This window comes from Candidatus Thiothrix putei, from assembly GCA_029972225.1.
GTDB classification, from domain to species: Bacteria; Pseudomonadota; Gammaproteobacteria; order Thiotrichales; family Thiotrichaceae; genus Thiothrix; species Thiothrix putei.
Genome location: CP124756.1, coordinates 3,223,890 through 3,241,477, shown reverse-complemented (window position 1 = coordinate 3,241,477; position 17,588 = coordinate 3,223,890). Strand labels below are relative to the sequence as shown.

The following is a 17,588-nucleotide window of genomic DNA, read 5'->3' as shown; positions in this document are numbered from 1 at the left end:
TTTGCTGACTAAGGTTTAGCTGGCTTTGGCATCTTTGGCGGCAACCAGTTGCGCGAGGCTTGCGCCTTCCAGCTTGCTGCCATCGGTGCGGGTGTACGTGCCGTTGAAAATGTTCTGGATGCTGCGGGCATTTTCGGCAATGTCGTTGTGGGTGTTGTCGCTGAAGCAGGAATGTTCGTCTTCCTGTGAATGTGCCAACAGTGCCACGTTCATGCGTTCGCCTGCAAGTTCGCCAAGGCTTAAGCTCAGGGCAATCGCTTGAAAGTTTGGTTGCAAAACATGCATAAATAAGGTTTTTCCCGAAAGGACAAAACCGATGCCGAACTTGCCGTCCAGCGCTATCAGCCGCCTACTGGAACAGTTGTCAGTTTTAGAAGACCCACGCCAGCAAGCCAAAGTTCTCTACCCCCTACCTGAAATCCTATTGCTGGGTTTGGCAGGCAGCTTAGCAGGGGCAGACGATGTGGTGGAAATGGTGCGCTGGGCAAAGCTAAACGCGGATTTCCTGCGCCGCTATTATCCCTATGCACGGGGCTTTCCCAGCCATGACACGGTGAGTGACGTGTTCAACGCGCTGAATGCTAAGCTGTTTTCGGAACTGTTTATCCGTTGGACAAACAGCCTGTCCGCAGGGGAGGCTGACCTATTGAACATTGACGGCAAAACCTCACGGCGCAGTGGTGGCAACGGGCAGAACCCTCTGCACCTGGTGTCAGCGTGGGCAAACCAGCAAAATCTAGTGCTGGGGCAGGAAGCCACCGACCAGAAATCCAATGAAATCACTGCCATCCCCGCCTTGCTACGCAAGCTCGACATTGAAGGCTGCTTGATCACCATTGATGCGATGGGGACACAAAAGGCCATCGCCAAGCAAATCGTGGAAGCAGGCGGTGATTACCTACTGGCAGTCAAAGACAATCAGAAAACGTTAGCAGAAGACATCGCCCTGTTTTTCGAAAAGCCGCCTGCCGGTTATGTGCTGGATGAAGACACCCAGGTGGAAAAAGACCACGGGCGGCTCGAAACCCGCCGTTGCCGCATTTGCACCGATGTTGCTTGGTTGGAACAACGGCAGGAATGGGCAGGACTTGCCAGCATCATCTGTATCGAGTCCTGGGTCGAAAAAGCAGGAAAATCCACCTATTCCATCCGCCACTACATCTGTTCACTGGCGATGATCGCCAAGGCCGCACAATATGCCGTCCGCTCCCACTGGGCAATCGAAAACAAGTTGCATTGGGTGCTGGATGTCCTGATGCGGGAAGATTTGGCGAGAAACCGTAGCAACCATGGCGCACATAATCTCGCCATCCTGCGCCACATGGGTACTAACCTGCTGCGCAATGACAAAACCAACAAACATAGCCTCAAAGTCCGTCGTAAACAGGCAGGGTGGTCAACTGACTATCTGGCACAACTGCTGGAGCAAGTCATGTAAGTAAGGCGATTATTCAAGCGATTGCCCTAGGCTTAAGCTGCCGCGTGTGCCGGAATCTTTCGGGGTGGCATTGAAGTCTTGTCCCCACAGCAGGAATTCAATGGCGTGGTAGCCGGTGGCAACGTTGGCTTCTGAACCGCCTTTTTCTTGCGAGGCTTTCAGCAGTTCCGCATCAATTTTGTCTGTGCCAGCAATAATATTGGCAGTGGCAAATTTATTACCTTCCTCATGGTCGTAAGTATCGGTTTTGACGTAATCAATCAAACCTTCATCGAGCGGCCATGCGTTAACTTGACCTTCCCATTCGTCCACGTTGGGGTTGCCGAAACGGAAGGCTTCGGTTTGGCTGTAAGGTTTGCGGGCGGCAAGCCATGCGTCTTTGGCAGCTTGTTGGGTGTCAGCCGTGGGGTTGGCAATGAAAGCATCGACTTTTTCTTGCAATACTTTAGCAGCGGCGAGGGTGTCGCTGAAATTGGCGCTGGCAAGGTTGACGTACTGTTCCATGACGGCTTTGGCGTTGACGGTTTCAGCATTGGCAAGTAGTGGTGCGCTGCAAAGCATTCCACCCAGCAGGATGCTGCTGACAATTTGGTTGAGGCGTTGTTTCATGGTTGTTTCTTTGGGGGAGTGGAGGTTGCGACGGGCTGTTTGTCTGCGTCATCATCCGCCGAAGTGAGGATCAGGTTGCCCCGGCGGGTAATGGTCAGGCAGTAAGGCCGCTTGCCGTGCTGAAGGATGATTTTTTTGCAACCGCGCATCAATTCTTCCAGATTAATCGCTCCAGTCATCATGCGAATGCACCTTGCATCAGGTTGAGGTTAAACAGGGAAGTTTCGGGGTTTAGGGTTTCTTCGATGACTTCGCAGGCATGACCTTTGCATCGCCCACAGCATGTGCCGACTTTCAACGCTTGCTGAATCGCTTCTAAGGTGTCGTGACCTTGTTTCACGGCTTTCTTGATCGCTTTGTCAGTCACAGAGTGGCAAATGCAAACGTACATACGTCATCCCCTAAACAGTAATCATTCTTGATAATGAGCGTTATGATAAACATTATCATTTGTAAATGCAAGTGTTTCTCAGTTATTCTTGGCAGCTTATCACTGGTTCAGAGAATTTGGCATGATCAAGGTTATCCTCCCGCTTACGCTGTTGCTGTCAGGTATTCCGCTTGCTGCTACGCCTGCGCCAACGCCGCTTTCCAGCAAGGAAATGTTGGGTGAAAAGCTCTTTGCTGATGTTAATCTGTCGAATGATGCCAAGGAAGAGGGTGTGAACAAAAGTGCGGTAAACCTCATGCCGCCTCAGCGGTGTTTCGCCAATAATGCTTCCATTGCTGGTTTCCCCGCATGACCCTCAACGCCAACATATCCGCCGCATTATCACTTTTCCACCATGCCCCCGATTTTTTTAAGCGTTGCTGGATGATGTAACGGTGTGCACTTTCTATTTCGCCCGACCCCACGGGCAATCCGAGGGATTTTGCTGTCGGGTAATCCAGTTGCTCAATGCGGTTGCTCAGGTAACGGTGACAAGCTCGTACTGGGGCGTTACTGTCTTCTACCGTTTCTGCTTCGAGGAAAGGTTTCAGTGTGTCGATGACCGCTTGAGCTTGACCATCCTGTAGGGCTTTTTTCTGTTTGGCAAACCATTTATCCTTGTCCTTGAGGCATGAACAGCTTGCGGATGCTGCTGATAGGTATTCACAAACATGATAAAAATCAATCAGGTAATGTCCTTGTGTGCCAAATTGTTCATCCACTTGACGGTTGATCCAGCTTGCCCCATCACCCACCGCATGGAGGAACGTGCTTTTTCCAAATCCAGCACGGCAGGCGGTGTCGAATAAGATTTTTCCAGCATCTTCTACCGTGCCACCGAATATTGCGCCAAACGTTGGCGTAGCACTGCCTTTGGCGTGGGCAAGACACAGGCGGGCTTCTTTCCAGCTTTCCTTTTTGCCTTTGCGCTTGTCGGGGGCTGTTTCGTCAATCTCGACGATGGGGATCATGCTGCCGTCCATTTCGGCAATGACATAGGCTTTTCCCAACGTGCTTGGATAGTCTTTTATCAACACTTGGGATTCATGGATGCGTTTGGCGTGACCTTCGGTGATGTGTCGGATGCTGCTGGATGCCAGCCGTATCCCGTAATGTTCTTCTAATTTATCAGGCACTTGAGCAAATGAACAGTCCGCCCCAAAGTCCGTCACCGCCCGTTGCAGCGGGAGCGAACAGCCTCGGCAAACAACCTCGGCACTCTGGCTAAAGGGGCGGACACGCTTGCCGGGAATCCGGTAGACCGGTTCGCTTATGTGGATTTTTCCGTAGGTCGTGTGCCAATGACAGTTTTTTTTCCACTCTTTACATACTTCCCAATGCCTTCTTCACAGGCTGGGGCTGTGCATTTTTCTACACGTTTGTTTGCCCATGCAGTGATCGCATCATTTCCCATTTGGCGCAGTTCTTCTATCACCCGCTGTTCGGCGTCTGCTGCTTTGATAATGTCATCACCGGCATTTTCAACCACCTCGATTAGCCCTTCCATCCGAGCTTTTAATGCTGGGTTGCGGTTCAAGGCTTCTAAAAGTTTTTGGTCGCGGGAGCTAACTGTCAACATGGGAAAGTCCTTTTTCTCTGGTTTTAGGGGATGCCATCTTAGTCTACAGGACACCGCACTTTTGTTCACACCCCCTTCATTGCCGCCGAAACCGCTGAACCACAAGCAGTACGCCAAGCCCTTGACACTATCGCGGCACTCTATCAGCACGAAGCCCTGATTAACGAGAAAAAACTCGACGGGGAAGCCAAACGTACCTACCGCCTCACCCACAGCAAGCCGTTGGTCGACCAGTTCTTTGAATGGTGCCAAACCCAATTACAACGTACCGATTTAGTCCCCTCCAACCCGCTGACCAAAGCGGGTGTGAACAAAAGTGCGGTGTCCTGTAGACTAAGATGGCATCCCCTAAAACCAGAGAAAAAGGACTTTCCCATGTTGACAGTTAGCTCCCGCGACCAAAAACTTTTAGAAGCCTTGAACCGCAACCCCGCATTAAAAGCTCGGATGGAAGGGCTAATCGAGGTGGTTGAAAATGCCGGTGATGACATTATCAAAGCAGCAGACGCCGAACAGCGGGTGATAGAAGAACTGCGCCAAATGGGAAATGATGCGATCACTGCATGGGCAAACAAACGTGTAGAAAAATGCACAGCCCCAGCCTGTGAAGAAGGCATTGGGAAGTATGTAAAGAGTGGAAAAAAAACTGTCATTGGCACACGACCTACGGAAAAATCCACATAAGCGAACCGGTCTACCGGATTCCCGGCAAGCGTGTCCGCCCCTTTAGCCAGAGTGCCGAGGTTGTTTGCCGAGGCTGTTCGCTCCCGCTGCAACGGGCGGTGACGGACTTTGGGGCGGACTGTTCATTTGCTCAAGTGCCTGATAAATTAGAAGAACATTACGGGATACGGCTGGCATCCAGCAGCATCCGACACATCACCGAAGGTCACGCCAAACGCATCCATGAATCCCAAGTGTTGATAAAAGACTATCCAAGCACGTTGGGAAAAGCCTATGTCATTGCCGAAATGGACGGCAGCATGATCCCCATCGTCGAGATTGACGAAACAGCCCCCGACAAGCGCAAAGGCAAAAAGGAAAGCTGGAAAGAAGCCCGCCTGTGTCTTGCCCACGCCAAAGGCAGTGCTACGCCAACGTTTGGCGCAATATTCGGTGGCACGGTAGAAGATGCTGGAAAAATCTTATTCGACACCGCCTGCCGTGCTGGATTTGGAAAAAGCACGTTCCTCCATGCGGTGGGTGATGGGGCAAGCTGGATCAACCGTCAAGTGGATGAACAATTTGGCACACAAGGACATTACCTGATTGATTTTTATCATGTTTGTGAATACCTATCAGCAGCATCCGCAAGCTGTTCATGCCTCAAGGACAAGGATAAATGGTTTGCCAAACAGAAAAAAGCCCTACAGGATGGTCAAGCTCAAGCGGTCATCGACACACTGAAACCTTTCCTCGAAGCAGAAACGGTAGAAGACAGTAACGCCCCAGTACGAGCTTGTCACCGTTACCTGAGCAACCGCATTGAGCAACTGGATTACCCGACAGCAAAATCCCTCGGATTGCCCGTGGGGTCGGGCGAAATAGAAAGTGCACACCGTTACATCATCCAGCAACGCTTAAAAAAATCGGGGGCATGGTGGAAAAGTGATAATGCGGCGGATATGTTGGCGTTGAGGGTCATGCGGGGAAACCAGCAATGGAAGCATTATTGGCGAAACACCGCTGAGGCGGCATGAGGTTTACCGCACTTTTGTTCACACCCGGCTTCGGGTTAAAGCGGCACACGACTCATTTTTCTTGGGTGGCGCGTCTTATCTGGAACTCGGCAAAGGCTTATAAATAATCGTCAAAGTTGAGAAAACCGAGTATATACAAAAGTTCATTCGTGGTGATATTACCGAACTCATGACGGATGTTGAGCATCACTTTTTCCGCGTATCTGGGTTTGATACCCCATGTATGCGGAATACTTTTCATCGGTTTGAACGTAAACGGTCATTCTAGCCCGTCGTTGATATCCGCAAACAAATCCGAGCGCAATGGCTTATCCGCAAACCGTTGTTTCCAACATCTTGGCGTAAGGTCTTGCACCTGAGAAGCGGGATGCTCACTAACGCGCAACAGAACATCCATCAGATAGACATACGGGTTAATGTCATGCAGGCGGCAGGTGGTGATCAGGCTTTGGATGATGCCCACGTGTTCCGCGCCGAGTTCTGTCCAGCAGAACAACCAGTTTTTCCTGCCCATGGGGATGGGCCGCAGGGCGCGTTCGATGTGGTTGGTATCCATTGGCACGTCGGGATCTTCCAGAAACACGCGCAGTTCGTGTTCGCGGCGGATGACATAACCAAGGGCTTTGGTCAGCGGGTTGGAGGGGATTAAATCGGTACGTTGTAATTGGGTTTGGCACCATTCAAAGAACTGGTCGACCAACGGCTTGCTGTGGGTGAGGCGGTAGGTACGTTTGGCTTCCCCGTCGAGTTTTTTCTCGTTAATCTGGGCTTCGTGCTGATAGAGTGCCGCGATAGTGTCAAGGGCTTGGCGTACTGCTTGTGGTTCAGCGGTTTCGGCGGCAATGAAGGTGCGACGGCTGTGTACCCAGCATTGGGCATGGGTAATCTTGTCATTGGCGTTGACGTAACTGGCATAAGCACGGTAACCGTCGCTGAGCAGTGTGCCGCTGAACTGTTGGCGAAGAGTCTTTTCAATGTGTTGCCGCCCACGGCTGGCGGAGAAGGTGAAGACGATTTCGTCCTGATCCCCGTACAGCGGCCAGAAGTAGCCTTGCTTCATCTTGCCGTTGCCTGCGGGGCTGGCTTTGATGGGGGTTTCGTCCATCGCCAGCAGCTTGCTTTGCAGTACACTGGCGAGTTGCGCTTCGGCAATGGGTTTGAGCAGGTCGATGGCACGTTTCACCGCATTGGTCAGCGTCGTGCGGCTGAGGGTGATCCCCGCTTGGGTCAGGCGTTGGTGCTGGCGGTACAACGGCAGGTGGTACTGGAACTTGTCCACCAACATCCCCACCAAAAAGCTGACATCGGTGACACTACGTTCCAGCACGTTGGCGGGTGCAGGGCTGGGAAGTGGTGGGTTGCTGAGCGAAGCCGAAGCACTGCCCTTACGTTTGATGACCGGGCGCTCGTATTGCAGGATGAGGTAGCTGGCAGGGCGTTGCGCCACCCGATGGGTCACCTGGGTGCCGATCACCTCATACTGGTCAGCCTCTTCCCCCTGAAGTTCCGGCGGGGTGAGGTGAATCACCTTGACCGGGACATCGGCGGTAAAGCGTAACCCGCTGTCATTCACGCAGTCATCCGGGCGCAGCTTGGGGGCTTTACCGCGTTGGTAGGTGACGGTAATGCTTTCACCCTCGGGTGCGGCAACCGGGGCGGCGGCGGGGGCAAACAACGGCAACTGCGCCACCGGTATCTCAACCGGACGCTTTTCCGATTTGCTGCCAAAGACATGTTGCCTGAACCACGCCAATTGGCGTTTCAATTCAGCTATATCCTGTTTCAGGGCAGCATTTTCCTCACGCAACGCCAGCATTTCCGCCACAATCGGCGGCATGGGAACGCTGGTGTCAGACGGGGTGGATGGCTTTAAAATCATGGGCTTATTGTACCAGAATGTGGCTGCACAGGATACTGGTAACGCTTGAATTGTCTGGATTTTTGCACCTCAATGCCCGCCAAAATCAACTGCAAATCCGTCCGGGTCAGTTCGCGCTGCCCGCTGGTTGTCGGCTGCACCCGGTATTGGCCCTGCTCCAGGCGTTGGCTCCATAAGCAATAGCCGCTGGGTTCAAAATAGAGGATCTTCATCTGGGTTTTACGTAGGTTCACAAACACGAAATAATGCCCACTCAGGGGATTTTGCCCTAACTGGTTTTTCACCAAAGCGGTCAGCCCCGTAAAGCTTTTGCGCATGTCGGTGGCTTGGGTGCATAGCCAGATGCGGGCGGTGGCTGCGGGGGCAAACATCAGCGTTGGCTCAGGCGTAGTTCAACACCATTCCCCAAACTCAGCACAATGTGCCAGCCTTGCCCCAGCGCGGCATGACCCGCCGATAATGCTCCCAAGTCGATGAAGGTATTGGCGGGAACGGCTGGTTCCTCCACGCCATCTGCGGAGCGTAGACGCTGCCGCCATTGGCAAAAACTGGCGTAACCGATACTGTGCTGTTCACAAAATGCCGGGGCGGATAAGCCGCTGGCTTGCCATTGGCTAATGAGGGTTTGCCATTCGCTGGCGCGGCGGTGAGGGCGTTTCATTGAGGTTTCCTTCGGTTGTTCAGGTTGGAAACCAGTTTAGGACGTGGAAATCGCGAGGGCTAGACGTGCTGAAATGGTCGCTTACTCTTATACTAAGCGGTAAGAAAGTAAGTGATAAGTACTATACCGTCAGACAGTTCTTAGCTATTCTTGTTAAGAATAAAAAAATCGCGCCCAATCTTCTTTCTAAGGAACTGTCCCGAAATAACTTCCCGAAATCAGGGGGACTGAGGGGTAGCGGTGTAGTTCCATTTTGGCAGGAAATCATCGAACTGGATGGTCATGTTATCCTTAAACGCTTGGGTATACTTGCGCCCGGTTTCAAAAACTTTACTGATGATGCGGACAGCGACCTTCAAGCCAGTGGTGGTTTCCGTTTTTGCCATGTAGTGTTTGGCGGTTTCGACCGTTTCCAACGGCACACCCCGGCAGGCACGGGTCACATGGGGGAACAGTCGGTGTTCAATCGGGTTGTATTTGGAGCAATAGGGCGGGTAGTGGGCGATGCGTATTGTCAGGTTCAGGCTGTCCGCCAATGCCTGCAAGTCTTGCTTGAACAGGTACGCAGAGGAACTGTTGCTGCCACCACCGTCACATAAGACCAACAGCTCGTCAGCTTCGGGGTAGTTGGGTTTCCCTTGCTCACGCCACCATAAGCCAAGGCTTTCGCAGGCAAACTCGGTGGTGTCGTGGCTGGTGTTCAGGTGCAGTGCCGCTTCGTTGCGGGCAAGGTCGTAGATGCCGTGGGGGATCACCTGACCATTGCCATAGCTGGGGAAGTCATGGTCATTGACCTCCGTGGGTTCGACGGCATCCGTTACCCCTTCACGGTAAAAGTTGCCCAGCAGTTCCTTCTTTTTGGTGTCAATGCTGATCACGGGTTTGCCTGCTTGCAGGTAGGTTTGTTTGAGTTGGGCAATCTTTTCAAACTGGGCATTACGGTCAGCGTGTTGCCCCATGGTGCGTTTCTTCTGGGGCTTGCGGCGGCGGTAGCCGTGCTCCCGCAATAGGCGCGACACCACGTTTTTCCCAGCCGATGTCCCCAATGCCTGCATCCGCCGGGCAATCTGCCGACGTGACAGGTTCGTCCATTTCACCGCCTCCCGCATGGGGTCGCCTGCCGTATGATCCTTTAAAACTTGGCGAAAATGCTCATCCAATTGCAGGTGCGTAGCGTTCAGCCGTTTGCGCCCGCCCCTTTTTTTCGCTGCCTTACGGTGGGCAAGCCATCTTCCGATTCCAACTCCGTCAACCCGTGGCGGATGGTTTTGGGGTCACAGTCCAATAACCGGGAAATGTAGTCCTGCCCCCCGTGCCCAAGCCGGACGGCTTCCACGGCGGCGTAGCGGCGGCGGTCACGCTCATTGAGCGATTGGTAGAACCGCTGCATTTGTTTTTCTATGGCTGATGGGTAAACATCCATTGGCTCATCCTCGGTGTTGATTGGCATTACAAGGGGCTATCTTCCCCCTTTCGCTGTTAGCAGAAAAGAGGGAAGTTATTTCGGGACAGTTCCTAAAGGTAATATAGTTAAGTTCTCAAAATTAGCTAAAAATTATTGTGAAGAAAATAATTGGCATTATGTTAAAAGCAGTAGAAACTCTATTAAAATGAATCACGGTAAGCAAGTGAGCGACTTGCAAAATCCGACAAACTGAGTTGCTCAATTTTCAGCATTGACCGAACGCCGCATATTCAGCCGATTTTTTACTCAATTTGACCAACGAAACCTGAGCTTTTTCAGTTTTACCGTAACTTTTGCTAAATTTCACCCATACCGATGCGACTGCTCCTGTTTTTCAGTCAGTCTTCCCGTGTTTTTTCAAACCCAGTCGCTTTATAACAAGACACGCATCAGTTGATCAGCACTCAACACCAAAATCCCAAACATCAAGTGGCTGTAAACTTTTTGCGCACCTTGCACCCACACATTCCGACCACCAAATTCATCCTTCAGGCGGGCATTGGTTCGTTCTACGGTGCTGCGAATTTTGTAACGCTCGGCATCAGCAGGTTCAAACGCTTCTTTCTGTCCGCCGCGAGGATTGTGATCAATCAGAGGGACATGCCCCAGATGACGGCTGTATTCGTGCAAATCAGCACTGCAATAGGCCGCATCCATCAGGTCGTAGAGACTGGTGACACGTTGGGCACTGATTTGAGAGAGTGGGATGGCTGCCCCGCTGTCGTGAAAGGAGGCGGAAGACAGAATGGCTGCTATCGGGACACCACAATCGGCGGTATCGATATGCAGTTTGTAGCCGTTCCAACTGTGCTTGTAGCCTTGGGCATTCTTCTTCGTCCCCCGGTTACACTGAACCGGTATCTCATCGAGTGCTTGCTGAAGTGACTGTTCCCGTTGGCGCTGAATCCGTGTTTGCCCTTGTTTTTTCTTTGGCTTTTCCTCGGCAACAGGCCGTTCACGTGCCTCAATGGCTGTTGAATCCCGACACAGGTGGCCGATCAGCGCATCGCCCAAATACGTTTTCACCAACGTTTCATGCACACGTTCCGCTAAACGCTGTTCAGCAAATTCAGCGAAGGCACGTGAAAAGGTGGATTCGGAAGGCAGTTTCTTGGTCAGGGGAAACCCGCAGATGCGTCGCAGGGAGCGATCGTTTTGCAGCCGGTCAATGAGTGCTCGCGTATTGACAATATTGAGCACGCTTTTGGCGACAAAAGCATTGGCAAACCAAGATCGCTCCGTCGCTGGCCGTCCAGACCCATCACGAAAAGAGCGCACAAAATCTTCAATGCGCGTCAGCTCCAGTACGTGAATGAGCTTTTCAAGCTTGGGGGTCAATGTGCCAAAGGCATCATTGAAGCAAGGCAGTATTTCAATTTGCAGCAAACTCCAGCGTTGTGCAATCAGGGCGCGTTCGGTAGAATTCATAGCGTGGGCTTAATGGTTGTTTTGATGCTTCTATTATCGCCGAAAACGGCAGCCCACACTTCTTTTTTCCTTCAGATGAAGGAAGGTTCACGCTGAAAATGTAATTTTGCAAGTGGCTCAAGTCTCATCATATCCCTTAGAGGCTCTAAAGGAAGTATATCTAAATGAATTCAATAACAATAAAACAATTCTTTGAGAACCAGATAATTAACAAACAAGCTTATGCTCCACTTGTAAGATGTAAAATGTATCAATTAGCCGTAAGGGATAGATGTAGAAAGATTTGTGCCGATAGGGGTATAAAAATAGAGAAACTACAAATAACAAAAACTAAAAGTGTTTACTTATTCGACGAATCTATTATAAAAGAAGCAATATCAAAAGAGACAGAAGCAAAAAATCCAAGAGGTAAACATGTTAAATAAAGTTATGTGGCCATTTCCAGATGAAAGGCAACCTTCAGACTCAGAACGTAAACGTTATGAAGACAAAAGAAAAAAGTGAATTTGTTATGGGGCGATTCCTCGCCCCAAATCACAATATCATTCTTCTTCAGTTCTTACAAAGCATTCAGTAGCATATCCATTAAATTCAATTTGTGGTGTATAGTGCTGAAGCTTCATTTCATTCTTTAGTCCAACCTCTAAGTTATAAATCATTTCAGGTGTGCCAGTACATTCAGCTAATATCCTATAGCTGTAAGGCATTTTGATTTTATCACTGTATCGTCTCTCAATTGTTCTACTTGTAATTCCAAACTTAATGAAAGTCTCATTTTCGTTATAACATTCAAGAACGTATAGAGTTCCATGTGAGTTTTTAGAGTAAACGGTCATTCTAGCCCGTCGTTGATATCCGCAAACAAATCCGAGCGCAATGGCTTATCCGCAAACCGTTGTTTCCAACATCTTGGCGTAAGGTCTTGCACCTGAGAAGCGGGATGCTCACTAACGCGCAACAGAACATCCATCAGATAGACATACGGGTTAATGTCATGCAGGCGGCAGGTGGTGATCAGGCTTTGGATGATGCCCACGTGTTCCGCGCCGAGTTCTGTCCAGCAGAACAACCAGTTTTTCCTGCCCATGGGGATGGGCCGCAGGGCGCGTTCGATGTGGTTGGTATCCATTGGCACGTCGGGATCTTCCAGAAACACGCGCAGTTCGTGTTCGCGGCGGATGACATAACCAAGGGCTTTGGTCAGCGGGTTGGAGGGGATTAAATCGGTACGTTGTAATTGGGTTTGGCACCATTCAAAGAACTGGTCGACCAACGGCTTGCTGTGGGTGAGGCGGTAGGTACGTTTGGCTTCCCCGTCGAGTTTTTTCTCGTTAATCTGGGCTTCGTGCTGATAGAGTGCCGCGATAGTGTCAAGGGCTTGGCGTACTGCTTGTGGTTCAGCGGTTTCGGCGGCAATGAAGGTGCGACGGCTGTGTACCCAGCATTGGGCATGGGTAATCTTGTCATTGGCGTTGACGTAACTGGCATAAGCACGGTAACCGTCGCTGAGCAGTGTGCCGCTGAACTGTTGGCGAAGAGTCTTTTCAATGTGTTGCCGCCCACGGCTGGCGGAGAAGGTGAAGACGATTTCGTCCTGATCCCCGTACAGCGGCCAGAAGTAGCCTTGCTTCATCTTGCCGTTGCCTGCGGGGCTGGCTTTGATGGGGGTTTCGTCCATCGCCAGCAGCTTGCTTTGCAGTACACTGGCGAGTTGCGCTTCGGCAATGGGTTTGAGCAGGTCGATGGCACGTTTCACCGCATTGGTCAGCGTCGTGCGGCTGAGGGTGATCCCCGCTTGGGTCAGGCGTTGGTGCTGGCGGTACAACGGCAGGTGGTACTGGAACTTGTCCACCAACATCCCCACCAAAAAGCTGACATCGGTGACACTACGTTCCAGCACGTTGGCGGGTGCAGGGCTGGGAAGTGGTGGGTTGCTGAGCGAAGCCGAAGCACTGCCCTTACGTTTGATGACCGGGCGCTCGTATTGCAGGATGAGGTAGCTGGCAGGGCGTTGCGCCACCCGATGGGTCACCTGGGTGCCGATCACCTCATACTGGTCAGCCTCTTCCCCCTGAAGTTCCGGCGGGGTGAGGTGAATCACCTTGACCGGGACATCGGCGGTAAAGCGTAACCCGCTGTCATTCACGCAGTCATCCGGGCGCAGCTTGGGGGCTTTACCGCGTTGGTAGGTGACGGTAATGCTTTCACCCTCGGGTGCGGCAACCGGGGCGGCGGCGGGGGCAAACAACGGCAACTGCGCCACCGGTATCTCAACCGGACGCTTTTCCGATTTGCTGCCAAAGACATGTTGCCTGAACCACGCCAATTGGCGTTTCAATTCAGCTATATCCTGTTTCAGGGCAGCATTTTCCTCACGCAACGCCAGCATTTCCGCCACAATCGGCGGCATGGGAACGCTGGTGTCAGACGGGGTGGATGGCTTTAAAATCATGGGCTTATTGTACCAGAATGTGGCTGCACAGGATACTGGTAACGCTTGAATTGTCTGGATTTTTGCACCTCAATGCCCGCCAAAATCAACTGCAAATCCGTCCGGGTCAGTTCGCGCTGCCCGCTGGTTGTCGGCTGCACCCGGTATTGGCCCTGCTCCAGGCGTTGGCTCCATAAGCAATAGCCGCTGGGTTCAAAATAGAGGATCTTCATCTGGGTTTTACGTAGGTTCACAAACACGAAATAATGCCCACTCAGGGGATTTTGCCCTAACTGGTTTTTCACCAAAGCGGTCAGCCCCGTAAAGCTTTTGCGCATGTCGGTGGCTTGGGTGCATAGCCAGATGCGGGCGGTGGCTGCGGGGGCAAACATCAGCGTTGGCTCAGGCGTAGTTCAACACCATTCCCCAAACTCAGCACAATGTGCCAGCCTTGCCCCAGCGCGGCATGACCCGCCGATAATGCTCCCAAGTCGATGAAGGTATTGGCGGGAACGGCTGGTTCCTCCACGCCATCTGCGGAGCGTAGACGCTGCCGCCATTGGCAAAAACTGGCGTAACCGATACTGTGCTGTTCACAAAATGCCGGGGCGGATAAGCCGCTGGCTTGCCATTGGCTAATGAGGGTTTGCCATTCGCTGGCGCGGCGGTGAGGGCGTTTCATTGAGGTTTCCTTCGGTTGTTCAGGTTGGAAACCAGTTTAGGACGTGGAAATCGCGAGGGCTAGACGTGCTGAAATGGTCGCTTACTTTTTAGACTCACATATATCTATAAACTTAGCTTTAGTCCAACCAGTATTTTCATAGCCACAATGTGGGCATCCACTACCACGTAGATGATTATAAGAAGTCTGCTCGAAGGCTCCATGAATAGGGCAAATAATTTCTACCTTAGTAGCACTATGAGTATATTCAACTTTTGAGTAGTCATATTTATTATCATGTACTTCATTAGCTTTCTGAATAAATGATTCTTGTGTTAGTTTTTTACTTTCATTTGCACAATGAGGGCAACCTATACCAGATAGATGACTATTGGGACTTTGCTCAAAGTCTCCATGTTCAGGACAAATAATCACAACTTTAGTTTTATTATTAACATATTCCACCTTGCTGTAATCATACCTGTCACTATGTACTTCTCTTGAGCGTTTGATAAATTCTTTTGTAGTTAGTTTTCTCATTCTTATTATTCTTCCTTTTAAGAGTAAGCGACCATTTCAGCACGTCTAGCCCTCGCGATTTCCACGTCCTAAACTGGTTTCCAACCTGAACAACCGAAGGAAACCTCAATGAAACGCCCTCACCGCCGCGCCAGCGAATGGCAAACCCTCATTAGCCAATGGCAAGCCAGCGGCTTATCCGCCCCGGCATTTTGTGAACAGCACAGTATCGGTTACGCCAGTTTTTGCCAATGGCGGCAGCGTCTACGCTCCGCAGATGGCGTGGAGGAACCAGCCGTTCCCGCCAATACCTTCATCGACTTGGGAGCATTATCGGCGGGTCATGCCGCGCTGGGGCAAGGCTGGCACATTGTGCTGAGTTTGGGGAATGGTGTTGAACTACGCCTGAGCCAACGCTGATGTTTGCCCCCGCAGCCACCGCCCGCATCTGGCTATGCACCCAAGCCACCGACATGCGCAAAAGCTTTACGGGGCTGACCGCTTTGGTGAAAAACCAGTTAGGGCAAAATCCCCTGAGTGGGCATTATTTCGTGTTTGTGAACCTACGTAAAACCCAGATGAAGATCCTCTATTTTGAACCCAGCGGCTATTGCTTATGGAGCCAACGCCTGGAGCAGGGCCAATACCGGGTGCAGCCGACAACCAGCGGGCAGCGCGAACTGACCCGGACGGATTTGCAGTTGATTTTGGCGGGCATTGAGGTGCAAAAATCCAGACAATTCAAGCGTTACCAGTATCCTGTGCAGCCACATTCTGGTACAATAAGCCCATGATTTTAAAGCCATCCACCCCGTCTGACACCAGCGTTCCCATGCCGCCGATTGTGGCGGAAATGCTGGCGTTGCGTGAGGAAAATGCTGCCCTGAAACAGGATATAGCTGAATTGAAACGCCAATTGGCGTGGTTCAGGCAACATGTCTTTGGCAGCAAATCGGAAAAGCGTCCGGTTGAGATACCGGTGGCGCAGTTGCCGTTGTTTGCCCCCGCCGCCGCCCCGGTTGCCGCACCCGAGGGTGAAAGCATTACCGTCACCTACCAACGCGGTAAAGCCCCCAAGCTGCGCCCGGATGACTGCGTGAATGACAGCGGGTTACGCTTTACCGCCGATGTCCCGGTCAAGGTGATTCACCTCACCCCGCCGGAACTTCAGGGGGAAGAGGCTGACCAGTATGAGGTGATCGGCACCCAGGTGACCCATCGGGTGGCGCAACGCCCTGCCAGCTACCTCATCCTGCAATACGAGCGCCCGGTCATCAAACGTAAGGGCAGTGCTTCGGCTTCGCTCAGCAACCCACCACTTCCCAGCCCTGCACCCGCCAACGTGCTGGAACGTAGTGTCACCGATGTCAGCTTTTTGGTGGGGATGTTGGTGGACAAGTTCCAGTACCACCTGCCGTTGTACCGCCAGCACCAACGCCTGACCCAAGCGGGGATCACCCTCAGCCGCACGACGCTGACCAATGCGGTGAAACGTGCCATCGACCTGCTCAAACCCATTGCCGAAGCGCAACTCGCCAGTGTACTGCAAAGCAAGCTGCTGGCGATGGACGAAACCCCCATCAAAGCCAGCCCCGCAGGCAACGGCAAGATGAAGCAAGGCTACTTCTGGCCGCTGTACGGGGATCAGGACGAAATCGTCTTCACCTTCTCCGCCAGCCGTGGGCGGCAACACATTGAAAAGACTCTTCGCCAACAGTTCAGCGGCACACTGCTCAGCGACGGTTACCGTGCTTATGCCAGTTACGTCAACGCCAATGACAAGATTACCCATGCCCAATGCTGGGTACACAGCCGTCGCACCTTCATTGCCGCCGAAACCGCTGAACCACAAGCAGTACGCCAAGCCCTTGACACTATCGCGGCACTCTATCAGCACGAAGCCCAGATTAACGAGAAAAAACTCGACGGGGAAGCCAAACGTACCTACCGCCTCACCCACAGCAAGCCGTTGGTCGACCAGTTCTTTGAATGGTGCCAAACCCAATTACAACGTACCGATTTAATCCCCTCCAACCCGCTGACCAAAGCCCTTGGTTATGTCATCCGCCGCGAACACGAACTGCGCGTGTTTCTGGAAGATCCCGACGTGCCAATGGATACCAACCACATCGAACGCGCCCTGCGGCCCATCCCCATGGGCAGGAAAAACTGGTTGTTCTGCTGGACAGAACTCGGCGCGGAACACGTGGGCATCATCCAAAGCCTGATCACCACCTGCCGCCTGCATGACATTAACCCGTATGTCTATCTGATGGATGTTCTGTTGCGCGTTAGTGAGCATCCCGCTTCTCAGGTGCAAGACCTTACGCCAAGATGTTGGAAACAACGGTTTGCGGATAAGCCATTGCGCTCGGATTTGTTTGCGGATATCAACGACGGGCTAGAATGACCGTTTACTTTTAAGATTCTTTATAAATTTCTTAAGGGCTACATTATACCGCAGGCGGGACGCTAGTGCCTATCGAAGGCGGAGAGTCTCTTGACGAGCCTATCGAAGACGGCAAGTCGCTAGACGCGCCTACCGCAGGCGGGGAGTCTCTGACGACCTGCTCGTTTATACAACTATCAAATACCATATATAGTATCAATAAGGCTTTATAGCTATACAAGACACTACATCTTGTATATTGATCTATTTTTCTAACTAAAAAACTACCAGATGTATGATAAGAAAATCCCTTAAATTTCTTCTATAAATGAGCGAACCTTTCAGGTTGGCACTGTTGCAGCATCAGGTAACAGTTGTAAGTAGGAAACTTTATCAGGA

Annotated in this window: 18 protein-coding genes and 5 pseudogenes; 7 read left to right on the top strand and 16 right to left on the bottom strand. The window is 51.7% G+C overall.

Features of this window, described 5'->3' with window-relative positions; genetic code table 11:
• Nucleotides 1-15: 15 nt before the first annotated feature.
• On the bottom strand, nt 16-285 hold the full coding sequence (locus tag QJT81_16595; protein WGZ93408.1) for an imelysin family protein: 270 nt from the start codon (nt 283-285) through the stop codon (nt 16-18).
• 31 nt (nt 286-316) lie between these two features.
• On the opposite strand from QJT81_16595, the gene QJT81_16590 reads away from it, so the two are divergent.
• Entirely contained in the window at nt 317-1,438 is a 1,122-nt protein-coding gene (locus tag QJT81_16590) for an ISAs1 family transposase (protein ID WGZ93407.1), read from the top strand.
• A gap of 9 nt (nt 1,439-1,447) precedes the next feature.
• On the opposite strand, the gene QJT81_16585 is transcribed toward QJT81_16590, so the two are convergent.
• From QJT81_16585 to QJT81_16575, 3 genes are read right to left on the bottom strand one after another with little or no spacing between them, the layout of a single operon-like run.
• Complete coding sequence (locus tag QJT81_16585) at nt 1,448-2,047, bottom strand: imelysin family protein (GenBank protein WGZ93406.1); 600 nt, start codon at nt 2,045-2,047, stop codon at nt 1,448-1,450.
• The gene (gene hemP, locus QJT81_16580; protein WGZ93405.1) at nt 2,044-2,229 is read right to left on the bottom strand and encodes a hemin uptake protein HemP; all 186 of its coding nucleotides are present in this window, start codon (nt 2,227-2,229) and stop codon (nt 2,044-2,046) included. Before hemP ends, QJT81_16585 begins: the two co-directional genes overlap by 4 nt.
• Nucleotides 2,226-2,438, bottom strand: coding sequence for a (2Fe-2S)-binding protein (locus QJT81_16575; protein ID WGZ93404.1), 213 nt, complete (start codon nt 2,436-2,438; stop codon nt 2,226-2,228). Before QJT81_16575 ends, hemP begins: the two co-directional genes overlap by 4 nt.
• A 121-nt stretch (nt 2,439-2,559) precedes the next feature.
• Between QJT81_16575 and QJT81_16570 the strand changes: the two genes are divergently transcribed.
• On the top strand, nt 2,560-2,790 hold the full coding sequence (locus QJT81_16570; GenBank protein ID WGZ93403.1) for a hypothetical protein: 231 nt from the start codon (nt 2,560-2,562) through the stop codon (nt 2,788-2,790).
• Here the strand turns inward: QJT81_16570 and QJT81_16565 are convergent.
• Nucleotides 2,732-4,056: pseudogene (locus QJT81_16565) on the bottom strand (UPF0236 family protein). The gene QJT81_16570 and the pseudogene QJT81_16565 overlap by 59 nt on opposite strands.
• A 375-nt stretch (nt 4,057-4,431) precedes the next feature.
• On the opposite strand from QJT81_16565, the pseudogene QJT81_16560 reads away from it, so the two are divergent.
• A pseudogene (locus tag QJT81_16560) lies at nt 4,432-5,756 on the top strand (UPF0236 family protein).
• 259 nt (nt 5,757-6,015) lie between these two features.
• Here the strand turns inward: QJT81_16560 and QJT81_16555 are convergent.
• From QJT81_16555 to QJT81_16530, 6 genes and pseudogenes are all read right to left on the bottom strand, one after another.
• Nucleotides 6,016-7,554, bottom strand: a pseudogene (locus tag QJT81_16555) (IS66 family transposase).
• Between the two features lie 77 nt (nt 7,555-7,631).
• Nucleotides 7,632-8,006 carry an IS66 family insertion sequence element accessory protein TnpB gene (gene tnpB, locus QJT81_16550; GenBank protein ID WGZ93402.1) on the bottom strand — a complete coding sequence of 125 codons (375 nt, stop codon included), beginning with the start codon at nt 8,004-8,006 and terminating at the stop codon, nt 7,632-7,634.
• Entirely contained in the window at nt 8,006-8,296 is a 291-nt protein-coding gene (locus QJT81_16545) for an IS66 family insertion sequence element accessory protein TnpB (GenBank protein ID WGZ93401.1), read from the bottom strand. Before QJT81_16545 ends, tnpB (QJT81_16550) begins: the two co-directional genes overlap by 1 nt.
• 218 nt (nt 8,297-8,514) lie before the next feature.
• On the bottom strand, nt 8,515-9,456 hold the full coding sequence (locus tag QJT81_16540) for an ISAzo13 family transposase (GenBank protein WGZ93400.1): 942 nt from the start codon (nt 9,454-9,456) through the stop codon (nt 8,515-8,517).
• A 17-nt stretch (nt 9,457-9,473) separates the two neighbouring features.
• The gene (locus QJT81_16535; GenBank protein ID WGZ93399.1) at nt 9,474-9,746 is read right to left on the bottom strand and encodes a hypothetical protein; all 273 of its coding nucleotides are present in this window, start codon (nt 9,744-9,746) and stop codon (nt 9,474-9,476) included.
• Nucleotides 9,747-10,133: 387 nt separating this feature from the next.
• Complete coding sequence (locus QJT81_16530; GenBank protein ID WGZ93398.1) at nt 10,134-11,189, bottom strand: transposase; 1,056 nt, start codon at nt 11,187-11,189, stop codon at nt 10,134-10,136.
• A gap of 164 nt (nt 11,190-11,353) precedes the next feature.
• On the opposite strand from QJT81_16530, the gene QJT81_16525 reads away from it, so the two are divergent.
• A complete protein-coding gene (locus QJT81_16525; protein WGZ93397.1) occupies nt 11,354-11,614 on the top strand; it encodes a hypothetical protein in 261 nt (86 codons plus the stop codon).
• 117 nt (nt 11,615-11,731) lie between these two features.
• On the opposite strand, the gene QJT81_16520 is transcribed toward QJT81_16525, so the two are convergent.
• From QJT81_16520 to QJT81_16500, 5 genes and pseudogenes are all read right to left on the bottom strand, one after another.
• Complete coding sequence (locus tag QJT81_16520; GenBank protein WGZ93396.1) at nt 11,732-12,025, bottom strand: hypothetical protein; 294 nt, start codon at nt 12,023-12,025, stop codon at nt 11,732-11,734.
• A pseudogene (locus QJT81_16515) lies at nt 12,022-13,560 on the bottom strand (IS66 family transposase). The gene QJT81_16520 and the pseudogene QJT81_16515 overlap by 4 nt, the downstream one beginning before the upstream one ends.
• A gap of 77 nt (nt 13,561-13,637) precedes the next feature.
• On the bottom strand, nt 13,638-14,012 hold the full coding sequence (gene tnpB, locus QJT81_16510; protein ID WGZ93395.1) for an IS66 family insertion sequence element accessory protein TnpB: 375 nt from the start codon (nt 14,010-14,012) through the stop codon (nt 13,638-13,640).
• The gene (locus QJT81_16505) at nt 14,012-14,302 is read right to left on the bottom strand and encodes an IS66 family insertion sequence element accessory protein TnpB (GenBank protein ID WGZ93394.1); all 291 of its coding nucleotides are present in this window, start codon (nt 14,300-14,302) and stop codon (nt 14,012-14,014) included. The genes tnpB (QJT81_16510) and QJT81_16505 overlap by 1 nt, the downstream gene beginning before the upstream one ends.
• 81 nt (nt 14,303-14,383) lie before the next feature.
• On the bottom strand, nt 14,384-14,821 hold the full coding sequence (locus tag QJT81_16500) for a DUF723 domain-containing protein (GenBank protein ID WGZ93393.1): 438 nt from the start codon (nt 14,819-14,821) through the stop codon (nt 14,384-14,386).
• Nucleotides 14,822-14,929: 108 nt separating this feature from the next.
• Between QJT81_16500 and QJT81_16495 the strand changes: the two genes are divergently transcribed.
• From QJT81_16495 to QJT81_16485, 3 genes and pseudogenes are all read left to right on the top strand, one after another.
• Nucleotides 14,930-15,220, top strand: coding sequence for an IS66 family insertion sequence element accessory protein TnpB (locus tag QJT81_16495; protein WGZ93392.1), 291 nt, complete (start codon nt 14,930-14,932; stop codon nt 15,218-15,220).
• A complete protein-coding gene (tnpB, locus tag QJT81_16490; GenBank protein ID WGZ93391.1) occupies nt 15,220-15,594 on the top strand; it encodes an IS66 family insertion sequence element accessory protein TnpB in 375 nt (124 codons plus the stop codon). Before QJT81_16495 ends, tnpB (QJT81_16490) begins: the two co-directional genes overlap by 1 nt.
• A gap of 77 nt (nt 15,595-15,671) precedes the next feature.
• Nucleotides 15,672-17,210, top strand: a pseudogene (locus tag QJT81_16485) (IS66 family transposase).
• Nucleotides 17,211-17,588: the final 378 nt, after the last annotated feature.